This is a genomic window from Variovorax sp. 10N432 (assembly GCF_056394465.1).
The window spans coordinates 23,953-41,766 of the sequence record NZ_JBFTHX010000050.1 but is presented as its reverse complement, the minus strand read 5'-3'; the positions used below and the strand labels follow the sequence as shown (position 1 = coordinate 41,766).

The 17,814-nt window shown below is 63.6% G+C and carries 17 protein-coding genes and 1 pseudogene; 9 read left to right on the top strand and 9 right to left on the bottom strand.

Annotated features, from left to right (window positions below; translation table 11 throughout):
- Both AC1DF3_RS32885 and AC1DF3_RS32880 read right to left on the bottom strand, forming a co-directional pair.
- A pseudogene (locus AC1DF3_RS32885) lies at nucleotides 1-138 on the bottom strand (IS5/IS1182 family transposase); the annotation flags it as partial.
- 112 nt (nucleotides 139-250) lie between these two features.
- The gene (locus AC1DF3_RS32880) at nucleotides 251-1,360 is read right to left on the bottom strand and encodes an NADH:flavin oxidoreductase/NADH oxidase (RefSeq protein ID WP_478142236.1); all 1,110 of its coding nucleotides are present in this window, start codon (nucleotides 1,358-1,360) and stop codon (nucleotides 251-253) included.
- Nucleotides 1,361-1,497: 137 nt separating this feature from the next.
- Between AC1DF3_RS32880 and AC1DF3_RS32875 the strand changes: the two genes are divergently transcribed.
- Nucleotides 1,498-2,667, top strand: a complete 1,170-nt coding sequence (locus AC1DF3_RS32875; RefSeq protein WP_478142235.1) for a thiolase domain-containing protein — start codon at nucleotides 1,498-1,500, stop codon at nucleotides 2,665-2,667.
- A 3-nt stretch (nucleotides 2,668-2,670) separates the two neighbouring features.
- Complete coding sequence (locus AC1DF3_RS32870) at nucleotides 2,671-3,081, top strand: Zn-ribbon domain-containing OB-fold protein (RefSeq protein WP_478142234.1); 411 nt, start codon at nucleotides 2,671-2,673, stop codon at nucleotides 3,079-3,081.
- 41 nt (nucleotides 3,082-3,122) lie between these two features.
- Here the strand turns inward: AC1DF3_RS32870 and AC1DF3_RS32865 are convergent, their stop codons facing one another.
- The 7 genes from AC1DF3_RS32865 to AC1DF3_RS32835 all read right to left on the bottom strand — a co-directional run bounded on the left by AC1DF3_RS32865 (nucleotide 3,123) and on the right by AC1DF3_RS32835 (nucleotide 10,855).
- A complete protein-coding gene (locus AC1DF3_RS32865) occupies nucleotides 3,123-4,175 on the bottom strand; it encodes a flavin reductase (protein WP_478142233.1) in 1,053 nt (350 codons plus the stop codon).
- Between the two features lie 121 nt (nucleotides 4,176-4,296).
- Nucleotides 4,297-4,716, bottom strand: coding sequence for a hypothetical protein (locus AC1DF3_RS32860; RefSeq protein ID WP_478142232.1), 420 nt, complete (start codon nucleotides 4,714-4,716; stop codon nucleotides 4,297-4,299).
- Nucleotides 4,717-5,063: 347 nt separating this feature from the next.
- Nucleotides 5,064-5,642, bottom strand: a complete 579-nt coding sequence (locus tag AC1DF3_RS32855) for a nuclear transport factor 2 family protein (protein ID WP_478142231.1) — start codon at nucleotides 5,640-5,642, stop codon at nucleotides 5,064-5,066.
- Between the two features lie 57 nt (nucleotides 5,643-5,699).
- Nucleotides 5,700-6,485, bottom strand: a complete 786-nt coding sequence (locus AC1DF3_RS32850; protein WP_478142230.1) for an enoyl-CoA hydratase-related protein — start codon at nucleotides 6,483-6,485, stop codon at nucleotides 5,700-5,702.
- Nucleotides 6,482-8,593: an acetate--CoA ligase family protein gene (locus tag AC1DF3_RS32845; RefSeq protein ID WP_478142229.1), complete on the bottom strand. Its 2,112-nt coding sequence runs from the start codon at nucleotides 8,591-8,593 to the stop codon at nucleotides 6,482-6,484. The genes AC1DF3_RS32850 and AC1DF3_RS32845 overlap by 4 nt, the downstream gene beginning before the upstream one ends.
- Complete coding sequence (locus AC1DF3_RS32840; RefSeq protein ID WP_478142228.1) at nucleotides 8,586-9,695, bottom strand: acyl-CoA dehydrogenase family protein; 1,110 nt, start codon at nucleotides 9,693-9,695, stop codon at nucleotides 8,586-8,588. The genes AC1DF3_RS32845 and AC1DF3_RS32840 overlap by 8 nt, the downstream gene beginning before the upstream one ends.
- A complete protein-coding gene (locus AC1DF3_RS32835) occupies nucleotides 9,692-10,855 on the bottom strand; it encodes an acyl-CoA dehydrogenase family protein (protein ID WP_478142227.1) in 1,164 nt (387 codons plus the stop codon). The genes AC1DF3_RS32840 and AC1DF3_RS32835 overlap by 4 nt, the downstream gene beginning before the upstream one ends.
- A gap of 322 nt (nucleotides 10,856-11,177) precedes the next feature.
- Here AC1DF3_RS32835 and AC1DF3_RS32830 point away from each other — a divergent pair, with 322 nt between their 5' ends.
- The 7 genes from AC1DF3_RS32830 to AC1DF3_RS32800 all read left to right on the top strand — a co-directional run bounded on the left by AC1DF3_RS32830 (nucleotide 11,178) and on the right by AC1DF3_RS32800 (nucleotide 17,639).
- Nucleotides 11,178-12,278, top strand: coding sequence for an LLM class flavin-dependent oxidoreductase (locus AC1DF3_RS32830; RefSeq protein WP_478142226.1), 1,101 nt, complete (start codon nucleotides 11,178-11,180; stop codon nucleotides 12,276-12,278).
- A gap of 21 nt (nucleotides 12,279-12,299) precedes the next feature.
- Entirely contained in the window at nucleotides 12,300-13,538 is a 1,239-nt protein-coding gene (locus tag AC1DF3_RS32825) for a CaiB/BaiF CoA transferase family protein (RefSeq protein ID WP_478142225.1), read from the top strand.
- Nucleotides 13,538-14,341 carry an enoyl-CoA hydratase/isomerase family protein gene (locus tag AC1DF3_RS32820; RefSeq protein ID WP_478142224.1) on the top strand — a complete coding sequence of 268 codons (804 nt, stop codon included), beginning with the start codon at nucleotides 13,538-13,540 and terminating at the stop codon, nucleotides 14,339-14,341. Before AC1DF3_RS32825 ends, AC1DF3_RS32820 begins: the two co-directional genes overlap by 1 nt.
- Before the next feature lie 48 nt (nucleotides 14,342-14,389).
- Complete coding sequence (locus AC1DF3_RS32815) at nucleotides 14,390-15,316, top strand: SDR family NAD(P)-dependent oxidoreductase (RefSeq protein WP_478142223.1); 927 nt, start codon at nucleotides 14,390-14,392, stop codon at nucleotides 15,314-15,316.
- A complete protein-coding gene (locus AC1DF3_RS32810; RefSeq protein WP_478142222.1) occupies nucleotides 15,291-16,193 on the top strand; it encodes a MaoC family dehydratase in 903 nt (300 codons plus the stop codon). Before AC1DF3_RS32815 ends, AC1DF3_RS32810 begins: the two co-directional genes overlap by 26 nt.
- Before the next feature lie 67 nt (nucleotides 16,194-16,260).
- Entirely contained in the window at nucleotides 16,261-16,653 is a 393-nt protein-coding gene (locus AC1DF3_RS32805; protein ID WP_478142221.1) for a VOC family protein, read from the top strand.
- Nucleotides 16,650-17,639: a Bug family tripartite tricarboxylate transporter substrate binding protein gene (locus AC1DF3_RS32800; protein WP_478142220.1), complete on the top strand. Its 990-nt coding sequence runs from the start codon at nucleotides 16,650-16,652 to the stop codon at nucleotides 17,637-17,639. The genes AC1DF3_RS32805 and AC1DF3_RS32800 overlap by 4 nt, the downstream gene beginning before the upstream one ends.
- The last annotated feature ends 175 nt before the right edge of the window (nucleotides 17,640-17,814 follow it).

Here is a 17,814-nt window from a genome sequence, read left to right as displayed (position 1 = left end):
TCGAGCCGGCTTTGGTGGCCGGCCAGCCCCTGGCTTGCGCACATAGATCTTGTCTGCCGCCGAGCGCGCAGGAATCAGCGGCTCCACACGCTGCCAGAACTCATCGGTCACCACCCACGACTCAACACGTTTCGCCAAGATCTCGATCCGTCGCCGCGCCCAATGCGGCTCGGATCGACAGTTTACCTATTTACGGATAAATTCTAACTCACGACACTAGCCATCGCAAATCAAAGTCCGAGCTTGGCACTCATGTCGCACGGACGATCGTGTCCTGAGACGGCATTCCAGCACGGGTTTCGCCTCGCATGTACTGGTGTGGAACCTGCGTCTTCGCACCCAAGGCCTCTGCCGCATGCCAAGCCCAGCGCGGATCGTTGAGCATGCCACGGCCCAAAGCCACCAGATCCGCCTCGCCGTCAGCGACGATCGCCTGCGCATGCAACGGGTCTCGGATCAATCCCACGCACATGGTGGGCACGTCGACCTCACGCCGCACCTGCGCGGCGTAAGGCACCTGGTAGCCTGGCGCCAGGGGAATTTCGGCTGGCGCACTGCCGCCCGATGACAAGTCCATGTAGTCGCATCCACGGGCCTTGAGCTCACGCGCAAAGGCCACCGCATCGTCCCCTTGCAGGCCCTCCGGCAGCCAATCGGTGCCGTTGAAGCGCATGCCCAACGGCTTTTGCGCGGGCCACGCCGCGCGCACCGCGTCGAAGACCTCCAGCGGAAACCGCATGCGATTGCGTTGACTTCCACCGTATTCGTCGGTGCGCCCATTGCCTAGCGGCGAAAGAAAGGCGCTCAAGAGATACCCGTGAGCAGCATGAATTTCCAACAAGTCCAGGCTCGCGCGGTCGGCACGCTGCGCAGCCTGGGCAAATGCGCACACCACGCGGTCCATGCCCGCCCGGTCGAGCGCGAGCGGCGCATCCCATCCCTTGTCGAAGGGCTGCGCCGTGGGCCCATAAGTTTGCCAGCCGCCTTCTTCTCGCGGCAAGGGACCGCGCCCCTGACCCGGTCGCCTCACCGATGCCTTTCGGCCTGCATGGCTCAGCTGGATGCCGATCGGCATGCTCGCGTAAGGGCGAATGGTGCGAATCACGCGCGCAAGCGCTGCTTCGTTCTCGTCGGACCACAAGCCCAGACATTCGGCGGTGATGCGCCCCGCTGGTTCAACGCCAGTGGCCTCAATCATCACGAGACCAGCGCCGGACACCGCGTATTGCCCCAGGTGCAGGATGTGCCAATCGGTCGCGCTGCCATCGACGGCGCTGTACTGACACATCGGTGAGACAACGATGCGGTTGGGCAACGTGAGGCCACGCAGGGTGAGGGGCTGAAAGAGAGCGCTCGACATCTTGTCTCCGGCATGTGGGAAAGCCATTGTCCGTGTCGCAGCGCGCCGCTCAAGCCATTGCGCCATTGAACGCCACAAAGCTGCTTTGCGCGCCTTGCAAGCATTGCTTGCAGGGCGCGCCGGTATGCTGTGTCGCCATGACGATCAAGGCACAGGCCTGCATTGCAGGCGCATTCGAACACCCCACTCGGCACGCACCGGAGAAATCCGTCGCCCAACTGCATGCCGAATGCGCGCGCGGCGCGCTGGCCGATGCGGGCCTCTCGAAGGACGACGTCGATGGCTACTTTTGCGCGGGGGATGCGCCTGGCATGGGTCCGTTGTCGATGGTCGACTACATGAATCTTCGCGTGCGCCACGTCGACTCGACGGACACGGGCGGGAGTTCCTACCTGATCCACGTCGCACATGCGGCACAGGCCATCGCGAGCGGAAAATGCAATGTCGCGCTCATCACGCTGGCAGGCAAGCCGCGCAGCGACGGCACGGCTACAGGCACGGCCCCGCGCCCCGGAAATCCCAACCAGCCCGATCTTGAATGGGAGCTTCCTCATGCGCCCGCCACCGTGAACATGTATGCAATGGCTGCCATGCGGCACATGCACGAGTTCGGCACCACGAGCGAGCAGCTCGCCTGGATCAAGGTGGCGGCGTCGCACCACGCGCAGCACAACGCCAATGCCATGCTGTGCGATGTTCTGACGGTTCGGCAGGTGCTGGATTCGCCGATGGTGGCGGACCCGTTGCACCGGTTGGATTGCTGCGTGATCAGCGACGGCGGCGGTGCGCTCATCGTCACGCGACCCGAGATTGCGAAGAGCCTGGGGCGGCCGATGGTGCGGGTGCTCGGGGCTGGCGAAAGCATCAAAGGCCAGATGGGCGGCGCCGTCGACCTGACCTACACGGGTGCGGCCTGGTCCGGTCCAGCGGCATTCGCCGAAGCGGGCGTGGCGCCGAAAGACATTCAGTACGCATCGATCTACGACAGCTTCACCATCACGGTGCTGATGCAGCTCGAAGACCTGGGTTTCTGCCGCAAGGGAGAAGGCGGTCGTTTCGTGATGGACGGCCAACTGATCTCCGGCGTCGGCGGCTTGCCCATCAACACCGACGGTGGCGGCCTGTGCAACAACCATCCGTCCAATCGCGGTGGCATGACCAAGGTGATCGAAGCGGTGCGCCAGCTGCGCGGAGAGGCGCACCCTGCCGTTCAGGTGCCCGACTGCCGGCTCGCGCTTGCGCATGGCACCGGGGGCTCATTGGGCACGCGCCACGGCAGCGCCACGTTGATCATGGAAAGGGTCTGAAGAATGAGCACGGTAGCTTTGGAAGAATCCACGCGCGTCCTGGCAGACGTTGGCCGTCAACCTGAATCGCTGAGGTTCCAAGAGGGCGCTGCGCAAGGCAGGTTCATGCTGCCCCGTTGCAGCGACTGCGGCCGCACGCACTGGTATCCGCGTGCCTTGTGTCCGTTCTGCTTCAGCGACAAGGTCGCATGGCACGATTCGCCGGGTCGAGGCACCGTGTACAGCTACACCGTGATGCGCCGGTCCAGGCCGGTCTACGCCGTAGCCTATGTCGCGCTGGAAGAAGGCCCTGCCATGATGAGCAACATCATCGGCTGTGACGTCGATGCCATTCGCATCGGCATTGCCGTGCAGGTCGTCTTCCACGCGGCGGGCAACGGCACGCTGGTGCCCATGTTCAAACCGGTGAACTGAGCACGGAAAACGCGGGCCTGGCCCGCGTGCCTGCACGCAGGTCAGGTCGGCATGGTTGGCGCGTTGGCGCTGGCCACCGCCATCTCGCGCTGGAACTTCTCGACATGCCCGAAGTACGTGGTCATGGCCTCCGTGGCGCCTTCCGCATCGCGGGCGCGCATGCGCTCCACCATCTTGTGCCGCAACGGTGTCAGCTCTGGCTGGTGCATGGCTTCCCAGGGCAGGGCCGCAGCCTGTGCCGTCACGGAATGCTGCATGAGCGTACCCAACGACTGGGCGACGATGGCCAACACATCGTTGTGCGCGGCCTGGGTCAACAGCTTGAAAAAATCGAGCGCTGCCACGGCGCGCGCCGCCATGTCACCGCGGGCCTTTTGCGCATCCATCTCCTGCAGGAGTTTCTCCAGCCCATCGAAGTCACCGTCATTGCCCTTCTCGCATGCCAGACGCAGAAGAACGCCATAGACCCTGGCGCGTGCTTCGATCAAGGCCGGCGTCGATACGCGACCCTCGGCCGATAACGCTCGCAGCGACTGGGCGAGCATCATGTACGCGCCCTTGTAAAACACCAACGGGTCTTCCTCGCGCCCGTGCTCGAAGTGCTCGACCTTGCCAATAAAGATCACATGGTCGCCAGCCTCGTGCTCGGAAGACGTGCTGCAGTGGAATCGGGCGACACAGTGATCGATGAGTGGCACACCACGAAAGCCTGGGCTGTGCGCAACGCCCTCGAACTTGTCCACGATCGAGCTTGTTGCAAATCGCGCCGAGAGCGCGCTCTGGTCCTCCGCCAGTACGTTGATGGCAAAGGCAGACGTCTCACGGAAAGCTTGCAGCAACTTGCTCGAGGTGCGCAAACTCCACAGCACCAGTGGTGGATCCAGCGACACGGAGCTGAACGAATTGCAGGTCAGGCCTACCGGCACACCTTCTCCGTCGCACGTTGTGATGATGGCCACGCCGGTGGGGAAAGTACCAAGGGCACGCCGAAATTCGCGTGGGTCGAATGGCGCGCACGCTGGTTGCTGCAGAGAGTTCATATCGGACATGTCGTTCCTTTGACCGCGCCGCTGCGGACAGTCGATGCGGTGCATTTCCGCCGATCGTTGGCGTCGAAAAATTCTAGGCATGCGAACGGCCAAACAGAAGCGCGTGGTGCGCACAGTTTCTTTGCGAGAACCGGAACGATTTCGGCATCGGCGCTGGCAGTGTTCGTCATACGCTGGGGATCGCCACGAACGCAAGCGCGTGCCCCCCGTCTGAAAGCGTTTTTACTTCGTGCGACGCAACCCCGTCATCGCGGTGCCCGACTTCCTCCCACGCTAGGACGCCCACGGCGATCTCGGCGGCACCTTCCCGCACAGTTTGAAACGCCACCCTCGCACCAACTACGGCGTGGTCATGGCCATGCGTGGCGGTACAGCGGCCATGCAACGCGACGGCCTTGGCCTGCTGTTTCCGGGCAGCCCCGAATGGGCCGACCGCGCCAGCAGTGACCCATTGCACCGCCCCAGCACGCAGCAGGACGAACTTCGGGTGTTTCAACCGCCGGTCTATGACTCGGCGATGCTGACGGAACAGCGCATCGGCAAGCTCGGTCCATCCACTATCGAAGATCGCATTGCTGCGTTTCATCCGGCGCGAGGGTGTATCGGATGCGGCTCTCGGTGCGGCATGCAAGGCCGTGGGACGGACCCTGGCCGCGCCTCCGTTTGACGCCTCGGTGACCCGGTGCGCATGGGGAACTGCAGTGGGTTCTCCCGCCATCGCAATTCGACAGCGTCATGGAGTTCTGCTGTTCGACACACCCTCGCACGCTACGGCGGCGCTGGAAGACGAAGCGTTTCACGCGGCGGCCCTCAAGCCGATGGACTTTGCTGCGGGCTCACAAGCCCGGGACGGATCTGCCCGCGACGTGCTGTATCGGGTCGATTTCTTTCACGAGCGCGTCGTCCCGGGCGCTCCGCATTGACGCCGATGCTTCAGAGACCGAGTTCCTGGCGGCGCGTGTACAAGAGATCGCTCTGATCGCGGACCGACAGCGTCAGCGCCGGGTTGACCGGTGCGCCGCGCTGGGCGATCCTGGAACGGTAAAGATCGAACAGGACGTCGCGGCGCTGGATGCGCCATTCACCCTCGCGCCGCGTGAAGTGGTCGACGTAGCGGCCAATGGCTTCGTTGTCCACCGAGTCGGTGTCGCTTGCAATCTCACCGTCCAGATACGTTTGCCGCGACGCACCTGCCGAGGGCGACAGGCGCTGGTACGCCGTGAAGTAGCTCTCGACCAACGCGCTGTCCGGCGCGTTGAATTCGACCAACACGTTGCTGACGACATGCATCGACTGCGCGATGTGCGCGTGACGCGCCACCAGCGAAGATACAAACCCGTCGATCGGACCTCTGTAGTTGCCATGGTTGTCGATCGCATCGGGGTGGTAGGCCGATCGGACAAGCGCCCAGTCTCTGCGATCGACACCACGCGCGTAGCGGAACAGCGCCTGTTCGATCGCCGTGACATCGGCGTGACGGTCTGCGGTGGTGTTGCATTTGGCGATGGGCATCGGGCTTCCTTGTCGGGTTTCCTGTGGTGGGGCGCAGCTGGACGGAAGCGCCACGTTCTATTTTCCGGTGAAGACCGGCGTCCGCTTCTCCAGGAATGCCGCCACGGCCTCCTTGTGATCGTCCGTGGCATACACCACGGCCATGTGCGAGGAGATCTGGTCCAGGTGGGAGGCCAGGTCCATGGTCTGCGCCTGGCGTGCGGCACGCTTGATCATGCGGATGGCGACGGGCGGCCCGGCGGCGATCCGCTGCGCCAGTGCCAGCGTGTGGCCCATTAGGCTTTCGTCGGAAACCACATCGCTCACAATGCCCAGCCTCAACGCTTCCTGCGCATCGACAAAGCGGCCGGTCCAGAGCAGTTCGAGAGCACGCGACATGCCGACGATGCGCGGCAGGAACCACGCCCCGCCATCGCCCGGCACGATGCCGATCTTCACGTAGCTTTCGGCAAAACGCGCGCTCGCCGCCGCGATCCGGATGTCGCCCATGAGCGCCATGTCCATCCCTGCACCGGTGGCCACCCCATTGACCGCGACGAGCACAGGCTTGTCCATCGCGAGCATCGTCAACGGGATGCGGTGCACGCGATCGGTGAGCGAATTCTTTCGATCAAGAGCAGTGTCTTCCGCCCGATCCTTCATGCCGCCGACGTCACCCCCGGAGCAGAAGGCCTGGCCCGCGCCGGTCAGCACGATGGCGCGCACATCGTCGCGTGCCTGCGACTCTTCAAGTGCGGCCGTCCAGGCCCGCAACATCGGGGTGTTGAATGCGTTTCGCTTTTCGGGCCGGTTCAGGGTGATGGTTGCGATGCCTTGCGAGACGTCAAAATCAAGTTCACTCATGGCGTGGGGCTCCTGACGCCCAATGCGTCAACGATGGTGAGACCGGCGCCCTCTTCGTGCACCAGGATCGGGTTGATGTCCATCTCCACCAGACGGTCTGCCGTGCTGGCCGCCAACTGTGACAATTTCACGAGCAGCTGGCACAGGGCCGGCACATCGCACGGCGGCCGCCCGCGGGCGCCGCAGAGCATCGGATAGCCCTTCAAGGACTGGACCATCTTCAGTGCGGTGTGGGCCGTCAGCGGCGCAGGCGCCAGCGCGGTGTCTTCGAGAACCTCGACGTAAATGCCCCCCAAACCCACCATCACCATCGGGCCGAAGCTCGCGTCGTTGACGATGCCCGCCATCATCTCGAGACCGGGTTTGCCCATGGCCTGCACCAGGACGCCGTGGATGTCGGCGTTCGGCACATGCAAGCGCGCGTTCTTCAAGATTGCTTCTGCGCCCTGCCGCACAGCCTCCGAGGTTTCGAGTTTGAGAAGAACGCCCCCGGCTTCCGTCTTGTGGGGAATGTGCGGGGACTGGATCTTCAGTGCGACCGCACCACCGATGTCGGCGGCGTACGCTACCGCTTCCTGGGAGGTCTTCGCCAGGCGCTCGGCAGGCAACCCGATGTCGAACGCGGCCAGCAGGTGCTTGGTCTCGTACTCGCACATCGTGGCTTCGGCTCCCTCCAGCGCACGCCGGGCATCGGCCGGCAACGCTTGCGCATCCGGCGCACCGAAGCGATCGTTCAACTCCTCCTGGAATGTCGAATAGGCTTGCAACCCCTGAAGACCGCGCACGCATCCCGTGAGGGTGGAATAACAAAAGAGGCCGAGCCGCTGCAGGATCTGCATGGAACTCGCGCTCGGCAGTGTGTAGGTGTAGATCAAGACGGGAATGTCCAACTCCTTCACCAGACGTGCAATCGCCTCGCCCTCCTTCTTCAGACGCGTATCGTGGGCAAAGGAAGACGCGATGATGATCGCGTCGATATAGTCCGCGTCTCCCAGCACCTCCAGCGTCTGGGCGTACGCGTTCACCCCCTGGGCCGTGATGTCCACGGGGTTGTTGGTCGACCCATACGACGGGATGAACTGCGCCAGCCGCGCCTGGCGTTCGTCGTCGATCGGTGGGACCTCGAATCCCATCTCTTCGCAGATATCGGTGAGCCAGACCGCGGTGCCGCCGGATGTCGAGACGATCGCCACGCGATTGCCGCGCATGCGCTTTCCTTGCGAGAAGGCGGCCGCCAGATCGAGCAGTTCGTCCTGGTCGTTGGCGCGCAGCACCCCATAGTGGTCGAGCACGGCATCCGTGACCCGAACAGAACCGGCCATCGCGCCGGTATGAGAAGCCGCGGCGCGCTGTCCGGCGCGGGAGCGTCCCACCTTGGCCACGATGAGCGGCTTCTCGAGTTGCGCTGCCCGTCGGGCAACCTCGAGAAAGCGTTTTGGCTTGCGGAAGCTCTCCACGTACAGCATCACGTTGCCCGTCCCCGGGTCGTCCAGCAGGTGGTCGATGTAATCGTTGAGTTCCAGATCCACCTGGTTGCCAACACTCACGATGTGGCTGAAGGCCATGTTGCGCTGGCGCCCCCGGTTGTAGAGCGCGAACCCGAGCCCCCCGCTTTGCGAGACGATGCCGGTGCCCACGCTGCCCTGGGGCGGCCTCGGCACATCCAGAGCTGGGCTGAAGGTGGCCGCAACGCCGGCATGCACATTGAAGAGGCCTTCCGAATTGGGTCCGTTCACACGGATGCCGGTGCGTTGGCAGATTTCTTCGATCTGGCGCTGCAGCGCCGCGCCTTCACCACCTTCTTCGGAAAATCCCGAACTGAAGATCACGGCATTGCGGATGCCCTTCTCGGCGCATTCGTCGAGAACACCCGGCACCTGGCGGGCAGGAACGGCGATCAAGGCCAGATCCACGCTGTCAGGCACTGCGCCGATCGACGGGTATGCAGCGTGACCCGCGATGCTGCTGCTCGTTCGATTCACCGGATAGAACCTGCCCGCGTACTTCTCACGCAAGAGCGTCAGCACGATCTTTCCACCAATCTTCGTGGCGTCGTCGGTCGCGCCGATGAGGGCGATACTGGTCGGATTGAAGAAGGTCTCAAGCATGGCGATCCAGCCGAAAACGGTTGGCCGACTCGAAGTCTTGCGCCGCGGTGACAAAAGCCCACAACTGGTCGCCACCGATGCCCGCCACCGTGCGGCCGATCCAGGCCGACCATTCGACCTCTGAGCCGAATTCGTCTCGCCAGGCCATCAGGCGACGCGTGCTCCGGTGCAGCGCGTGTTCGCGCGTGAATCCCATGGCACCGTGCACTTGGTGCGATATGGCCACCACATGCCCCGCCGCCTCGCTCACGCGGGCTTTGGTCGCGGCCACGGCGAGACCGGCCTGATGCCCGTCCGCCGCCGCTGCGACCGCGGCCGCGGCCGCGGCCGCTCCCGCCGCCACCTGCGACGCCATCATCGCCATTTGCTGCTGCACAGCCTGGAACTTTCCAATGGGGCGGCCAAACTGTTCCCGCTCCATCGAATAGCGCAGCGACAGGTCCAGCGCGGACTGCATGGCACCGACCATCTGAGCGGAGCGCCACAAGGCGGCGTGAAAGTACAAGGTGTCGGCATCAAGACCTCGACCCTCCTCCCCCACGGACGCAGCCGCCAGCGGCCATGCATCAAACAGGAAGTTGTCGCGCGGCTCACCCGCGTAGTTCTGACCCAGACTGGATGGCGTCGGCCGCGGAATGCAGACCGTGGCGTGCGACGCGCCGCAGCGTGCCACCGCGACGATGGCGTGCACGTGGCGCCCCCACGGTATGCGGTGCAGGTCTCCGCTCAGCAACCAGTCGGCACCCCGGCGTTCGAGCGCCAACACATCCGTCGTCAATACCGGGCCAAAGGCGAGGGGGCCTTCAGGCACCGCCAGTCCAGCGGCGTTCAGGGCGAACTGTCCCAGCAAGGTTTCGACAATGGGAATCGGCGCCGCTGTGGCACCCGCCGCCCGCGCAAGATCGGTCAGCAAGTCCAGGGGCAAGCACCGCCCGCCATCGTCTTCTGTGTCGATCGCCGAGGTCAGGCCGGTGTCTGTCGCCAGCCGCCACAGCTCGGCTGGCCAGCCGCCCCCCTCCAACCCGTCATATAGGTCGGCCGTGCACGCGTCGGAAAACAGGCGCGTGGCCGACTCGACCACCATATCGTTCAATTCGCTCATCGCATTCCCATGCTCTTGGCAATGATGCCGCGCAGAATCTCTCGGGTTCCGCCGCGGATCGAAAAAGAAGGTGCGTGCAAGGTGGCTCGCTCCAGCGCAGCCTGCAGCACATCGTTGTGGTCTGCCCCCAGGCGCGCCAGCTCGGGCACTACCATGCGTGCAATGTCCGGAATCTCGCGTTCGAATCCAGTCCCCAGATCCTTCACCAGCGCAGCTTCGGTGTAGGGCGTGACACCCTGCTGCAACATACCGGCGATCGACAACGACATCCGCTGAAGCGTCCATAGATGGACCACGAGTCGACCTGTCGCGGCATGCGATGAACCACTCGGCTGTCGCGCGGTATGCGCCACCAGTTGGCGAAGCAGGAAATAGGTGCTGAGCCAGCGGTCGGGTCCGCTTCGTTCATAGGTCAACTCGCTGCTCACCTGGTTCCAGCCGTTGCCGACGGTGCCGATCAGCATGTCTTCGGGGATGAAGACCTCGTCGAAAACGACTTCATTGAAATCGGATTCGCCTGCCAGGTTCTGGATGCCGTTGATGGTGATGCCCGGTGATTGGAGGTCGACGAGAAACTGGCTCACGCCGCCACGCCGATCTTCTTCCGCGCTCGCCGTTCGCGCAAAGAGAATCATCATGTGCGCGCGGTGCGCGTTGCTGGTCCACAGCTTGGCACCCGACACGCGCCAGCCGCCCTCGACCGACACAGCGCGGGTTTTGACCGAGGCCAGATCCGAGCCCGAGCCGGCCTCGCTCATACCAATGCAGAACGTGCATTCCCCCGCGGCGATGCGAGGCAGGTAAAGCTCGCGTTGCCGCTCGGTCCCGAAACGCAGGAGCACCGGACCGCTCTGCCGATCGGCGACCCAATGGGCACGCACCGGGGCACCGGCCGAGAGAAGCTCCTCCGTGACGACGTGGCGCTCCATGGCGGTTCGCTCATGGCCGCCGTACTTCTTGGGCCAGGTCATGCCCACCCAGCCGCGCGCCGCAAGCCGCTTGCTGAACCCGCGATCGAAGCCCGCCCAGCCCTCGGGGCCCGGGGTCCAGCTGCCCTGCTTTTCCTCATCGCTAAGGAAAGTCCGGACTTCTTTGCGAAGCGCCATCAGCGCCGGCGACTGAGGGAATGGCTCGAATCTGAAATGGGACTGTTGAGACAAGTCCGTCTCCTTTTATATGAAGCCGGAGCGGCGGCCTGAAGCCGCGCGCCAGGGCTGGGATATCGCTTTGGCGAAGGAATTATTAGCCGTGCCGAAAGGCGGATGCCTCACAGAAACTGCAAAGGTGCTTTTCGAGACTTACGAAAACCGATACGCGTTATCCAGGGGCGAACACTCCCTGGGTCGACCTTGATTCCGGTTTTTGCAAAGCAATTGTTCGTGTTGCTCCGCTTATCACACGCCGTATCGCTACCTAGAATTTCTTTCGTCCAGCGAGGGTCGTTGACCCCCCACGGCACCGCCACACAAACCAGGAACTGCAATGGACTTCGGCATCTTCAACCTCCTGCAACAACGCAATCAGACACTCTCATCTCACGAGATCGTCGCCAACACAGTCGAGCTCACACGCCTTGCCGACGAACTCGGCTTCGGCGCCTCATGGTTTGCGGAGCACCACTTTTCCAATTACGGTTTGTGCCCGTCGCCACTGATGTTGGTCGCCCATTGCGCAGCACTGACCAAAAACATCCGCCTGGGCCCCGGCGTCATCATCGCGCCGCTCTACACGCCTGCAAGACTCGTGGCCGAGATCGCTCTCGCGGACCAACTGTGCGGCGGGCGACTCAACCTGGGCATCGGCGGGGGCTACCAGCAGTTCGAGTTCGAGCGGTTTGGTGTATTGATGGACAACACCAAGGAGCGCACGCAAGAGATGCTGGACATCATTGAGCGCGGACTGACTCAGAAGAAGTTCAGTTACGACGGCACTTACTACAAGCAACTGCCGTCGTCGATCAGCGTGCGAACGGTGCAGAAGCCGATGCCCCCGGTCTGGATCGCCAGCGGAGATCCTGCGCTGATGCGACGTGCCATCCGTGACGACCATTCCATCTTCATCGGCGGCGGGCTCGGGAACTACAAGCGCATGGGCGGCTTGCGTGGTGTCATCGACGGCATCTGCGAGTCCGAGGGCAAGGACCCTGCCAAGGCCAAGCTGGGATTGTTGCGCTTTGCCTTTGCCAGCGATGACGACAGCGAAATCGATCGCTTCGTGGAATGCGCGCGCTACCAGCAGCGGGTGGCCGTCGCGCTGAAGACGCGCAAGGAGTCCGTTGCCGACGACTACATGATTCACGAGCAACCGTTCCCCGAAGAATTGACGCTTGAAAAGATCAAATCCAACCTCCCCGTCGGCAACGTCGACACGGTGATCGAGCGCCTGGTGCGCGACATCCGGATCGTGCGCCCGCACCACGTGGCCATCCACACCCAGATCGGCGACCTCCCGCACGACCGCATGTGCAAACAGCTGACGCTGTGGGCGGAGAAGATCATCCCGGCGGTCAAGAAGGAGGTTGCCAAGTTCGACCCGTACATCAGCGTCGCCCCCGCCGTGATCGAGGAGGCGGTCGGCCGTTGAGGCTTGCACGCGGACAACCTGATGCAGCAACCACAACAGAACATCACCCCGGCCGAAGACGACACCCACACGAGCGAGGGACCTTTGGCCGGGATCCGGGTCATCGACGTGAGCCGCGTGCTGGCAGCACCTTTCTGCGGTCAATTGCTGGCCGACATGGGCGCGGACGTCATCAAGGTCGAGGGACCGAACGGCGACGAGAACCGAGGCTGGGCGCCTTTCAACGCATCCGGCCAGAGTTGCAATTTCATGAGTGTCAACCGCGGAAAGCGCGGGATCACGCTCAACCTCAAGACCGAGCGCGGCCGTGAAATTCTCTACGAGATGCTCGCCAGCGCCGACGTGCTGATCCACAACTATTTGCCGGACGTCGCCGAAGTTCTGGGCATCGACGAAGCGCTCTTCCGCGAGAAGTACCCGCGTCTCATCGTGTGCGGCATCTCCGCATTCGGTGCCAAGGGTGACATGCGCAACCGCCCCGGATACGACTCGCTGCTGCAAGCGTTCGCGGGCATCATGGGATTCACGGGGGAGCGCGACGGGCAGTCGGTAAGGTCCGGCGTGTCGTTTGTCGACATGACGACCGGCGTCTTCGCCTACAGCGCCATCCTGTCTGCATTGATGGGCCGAGCGCGCACCGGCAAAGGTGCGAACGTGCGCGCTTCCCTGCTTGAAACCGCCTTGGGCTTGTTGAGTTACCACGGCGTCTCCTGGCTCGAAGCGGGTGTCCTGCCCCAGAAAGAAGGCTCCGGCCTCTGGAACCAGGTGCCCTACCAGGCCTTTCAGTGCAAGGACGTGGAACTGGTCACGGGCGCACTCAACGACGCGACCTGGCGGCGCATGTGCCAGGCCATCGGCCGCCTGGACTTGCGCGACGATCCGACGCTGGCGACCAACGCACAACGCCTCGAACGCCGGCAGGAAGTCATCGACATCTTTGCCGAAACCTTTCTCCAGGACACGGCCATCAACTGGACGCGAAAGCTCGGCGAGTTCGGCGTGCCCGTTGCACCCATGCACACGGTGGCGGAAGCACTCACGCACGAGCAGTCGCTGGTCAATGACATGGTGCTGAACATGACCGACCAGGACGGCAAGGCCATTCACCTGCTGGGTGTGCCGTTCAAGGTGGGCGACACGGCGAGTTTCGCCCGACGCCCTCCGCCGCGTCTGGGTGAGCACACCGAGCAGGTGCTGCGCGAAACCGTATTGCTGTCGACCGCCGACATCGCCGACCTGCGCGAGCAGGGAGTGATCTGATGGGACGGGTGGAGATCGCCGTGGGTGACAACGGCATGGTGACCTTCTGGCTGGACAACCCGGGCAAGCTCAACGCCTTGAACGAAACCATGCTGGCCACCTTGACCGACGGCATCCGCCACCACGGCGCACAAGCGGCTTGCCGCCTCATCGTGATCCGTGGCCGCAACGGAACTTTTTGCGCAGGCCGCGACGTGGCCGGTCTGCAGCGCACCGAAGGCTCGGCGCCGCTGGATGCCATGGAGCAGATCCGGCCGGCGCGAGAGCTCGCCGAGGCTTTGATCAATTGCCCCGCGCCGACGGTTGCGGCCGTGGCCGGCCGCACGGTCGGGCTCGGCATGGGCATGGTGGTCTGGTGCGACATGGCCATCTGCGAGACCGGCGCCACCTTCAGCGTGCCCGAAGCGCGCATCGGCATTCCGCCGAGCATGATCGCGTTCTCGCTCGTGCGCGCCATCGGTCCGCGCGCCACCGCCGACCTGGTCCTGCGTGGGCGCACGGTGGGCGCCGAGCACGCATCGCAGATCGGACTGATGCAGAGAGTCTGCGAAGACGCTTCGGGCATCGAAGCCGAGCTTGCCGCCCTGTCATCGGAAATCTGGCGCTGCAGCCCGGCCGCGCTCCGCAGCAGCAAGCGCCTCCTGCGCGAAATCAGCGACATGCCTTTCGAAGATGGTTTCTCGCGCGCCATCGAAGTGGCCGCGGCGTCGCTTGGCAGCGCCGATGCAATCGAAGGCATGGGCGCATTCCGCTCAAAAAGGCCGCCGGTCTGGACGCTGGCGCCCACATCGGCCCACAGCTGACGGGCGAAAAACGCCATCAACAAGATCAACGGAAAAGGAGACACGGCAATGGAAACGACAACAGGACTCGCGGGCAAGGTGGCCGTGGTGACGGGCGCAGGGCGGGGCATCGGGCGCGAGACCGCCCTGCTCCTCGGCCGCTACGGCTGCAAGGTGGTGGTAAACGACGTGGGCGCAAGCCTGCAGGGCGAGGGAGACGACATGGCGCCTGCCGATGAGGTGGTAAGCATGATAAAAGGCGCCGGCGGCGATGCGGTAGCCAACACCGACAGCGTGGCCGACTGGGACGGCGCAAAGCACATCGTGCAGCAGGCACTGGACACCTGGGGAGCGCTCGACCTGGTCGTCAACAACGCGGGCATCCTGCGCGACGGCATATTCCACCGCTTGAGCCCGGAAGCGTTCGATGCCGTGGTGAAGGTGCATCTGTACGGAAGCTTCCATGTGAGCCGCGCGGCGGCACCGCATTTCCGGGACCGCAGCACCGGCGTGTACCTGCACATGACATCGACCTCAGGGCTCATTGGCAGTCTGGGTCAGGCGAACTACGCATCGGCCAAAGCGGGCATCACCGGTCTGTCGCGTTCGTTGGCCCTGGACATGGCGCGTTTCAACGTCCGATCCAACTGCATCGCACCCCACGCATTCAGTCGGATGATCGAATCCGTTCCCGGCAAGAGCCCTGAAGAGCAGGCCGCCTACCTTGAGAAGCGCAAGGCTACAACGCGGCCTGAGCAGATTGCCACGGTGGCTGCCTTCCTGCTGGGCGATGGCGCCAAGGACATTACCGGCCAGATCTTCGGTGTACGTGGCAACGAGGTCTATCTGTACAGTCAGCCCCGGCCGATTCGAATCTTTCAGCGCGCCGATCCGTGGACGCCCGAGACCCTGGGTGAGCAGCTCGCACCCGCGTGGGCCAGTTCGTTTGTGCCGCTGGAGCGCACGCGGGATGTCTTCCCGTGGCAACCAGTCTGACGCGCAAGGGACGCTGACGATGACGTTGAACCGGCAACAGCTGCTCGAATGGAAGGTGGACGACATCGTCCAGACTTACACCGAGCGCGACACGATGCTGTACAGCCTCAGTCTCGGCCTGGGCATGAACCCGATCGATGTGGCCGAGCTTTCGTATGTGCTGGAGCCGGCGCCGAACGTTTTTCCGACGATGGCGCTGGTGCTGGGCAATCCCGGCCCCTGGACCGGCCATCCCGCTTTGGGCATCGACCGCAAGATGATCGTCCATGGCGAGCAGGGCATCGTCTGGCACCGTGGCCTTCCGGCTTCGGGTACCGTGATCGGCCAGACACGTGTGCTCGACGTGATCGACAAGGGCGCAGCAAAGGGTGCGCTTCTGCTTACCGAACGCAAGCTCTACCTGGCGGACTCGAACGAGCTCATCGCGTCGATCACGGGCACGACCGTGTGCCGCGGAAACGGTGGCTTCGGCGGTCCATCGGGGCCGGTGCCGCCGCCGCACAAGCTGCCCGATCGCGCACCCGATCTCACTGTGGACATGCCGACCACGCCGCAAGCAGCGCTTTTGTACCGGCTCAATGGTGACTACAACACCCTGCACGCGGATCCCGTTCGCGCCAGACAGGCCGGATTTCCGAGACCGATATCGCATGGGCTTTTCTCGTTCGGACTGTGCGCGCGCGCTGTCGTCCAAACCCATTGCGACATGGATGGCACCCGGCTGAAAGCATTCTCGGGACGCTTTGCGTCACCCGCCTACCCCGGCGAAACATTGCGCATCCTGATCTGGCGTGACGATGACGTCGTGTCATTCAGCGCCGTCGAGCCGCTGCGCAACGTGCAAGTGGTCAGCAACGGACGAGCGCATATCGCTTGAACGCATTTCCGCGCTGTTCCCCCGAGACCGGCATCCAGCACAACCCGAACGCCAGGAGACACCGTCCATGATCATCACGGTCCAGCGCATCCAGAACACCTACCTCGCGGCCAAGGATGCCGGCGCGCTCGCGCACTTCTACCAGTCCGCGCTCCAACTGAAGGAGAAGTTCCGCGACGGCGACCACTGGGTTCAATTCGATGCCGGAGGTCACAATTTCGCTATCGCCGGGCCGCGCGAGGCCGCAGTGGCACGGGGCGTGGTCGTGGTTTTTGAAGTCAACGACCTCGCTGCTGTGTGCCAGCGATTCGAGGAACTTGGTGGCCGTGTGGAATCTGTTCGGGATATGGGTTCGCACGGAAAGGTAGCGACCCTTGTCGACATCGCCGGAAACACGATCCAGTGCTTCCAAGGTGCCAGTGAGGGCGTTCGTATTGAACAGATACAGGAGACAACATGACGATGGTCAAAAGATTCAAATCGTGGGGCCTGGCGGCTTTGCTGGGACTCGCCTCGCTGGGAGCCGCGCATGCGCAGCCGGCCGCCCCCTTCCCCTCGCAGCCGATCAAGCTGGTTCTGTCGTATCCGCCAGGCGGGGTCATGGACCCCGTGGCCCGATTGCTCGCGCCGTACCTCACACAAGAACTCGGCCAACCGGTGGTCGTGGAGAACCGAACCGGCGCTGCGGGCACCATTGGTGCGGCCTATGTGGCGCGATCCAAACCGGATGGCTACACGATCCTGCTGGCGCCCAACGGCGTGACACTGCACCCCGTCACCATGAAAGCCACTGCCGGCTACGACGTGCGAACCGACCTCACCGCGGTCAGCATGATCGCAACGGGTCCCTACGTTCTGACGGTCAACCGCGACCTGCCGGTCAACAACGTGCGCGAGCTCGTCGAATACGCCAAGCGCAATCCCACCAAGGTGTTCTACGGCACAGCGGGGGTTGCATCGCCTCTGCATCTGTTGACCGAACTTTTCAATGGCGCAGCCGGCACCACGATGACCCATGTGCCGTACCAGGGCAACGGACCTGTGGTGAAGGCGCTCCTCGGTGGCGAGATCCAGGTCGGGTTTGATACCATTCCCGGTGCGCGCGCTTTGGCCGATTCCGGGCGCCTGCGCATGCTGGCCGTCACCACGCCCAAACGCAATCCTGCACTGCCCGATGTCCCGACGCTGGATGAGTCCGGCATCAAGGGCCTTGAGGCGGACCTATGGCAAGGCTTCTTCCTGCCCAAGAACACAGCAAGACCCATTGTCGAGCGCTGGAATGCCGCCATTGTGAAGGTGATGGCAGTGCCCGAGGTAAAGGAGAAGATGGCAGGACTTGGCTTTGAGGTTGCAGGATCGAGCCCCGAGCAACTCGACGCACGCATCCACCGCGAAATCGCTCAATGGGAGAAGGTGATGAAGACGGCCAACATCGATCTGAAGTGATCTTCCGCCAGCAGATCGGTGCGAGCCCTATCCCTGACGGGGAGATTCCTTTGCACGTGCGATTGACGTTCTGAAAGTTCAGTGCATGATTGTGCCAGTATCGAGGTCGTTCCTCGCGCCGGCGCTGGCCGCGCGGCCCAGCTCGGGTCTGGCCTCGCTGGTCACGGACGAACGC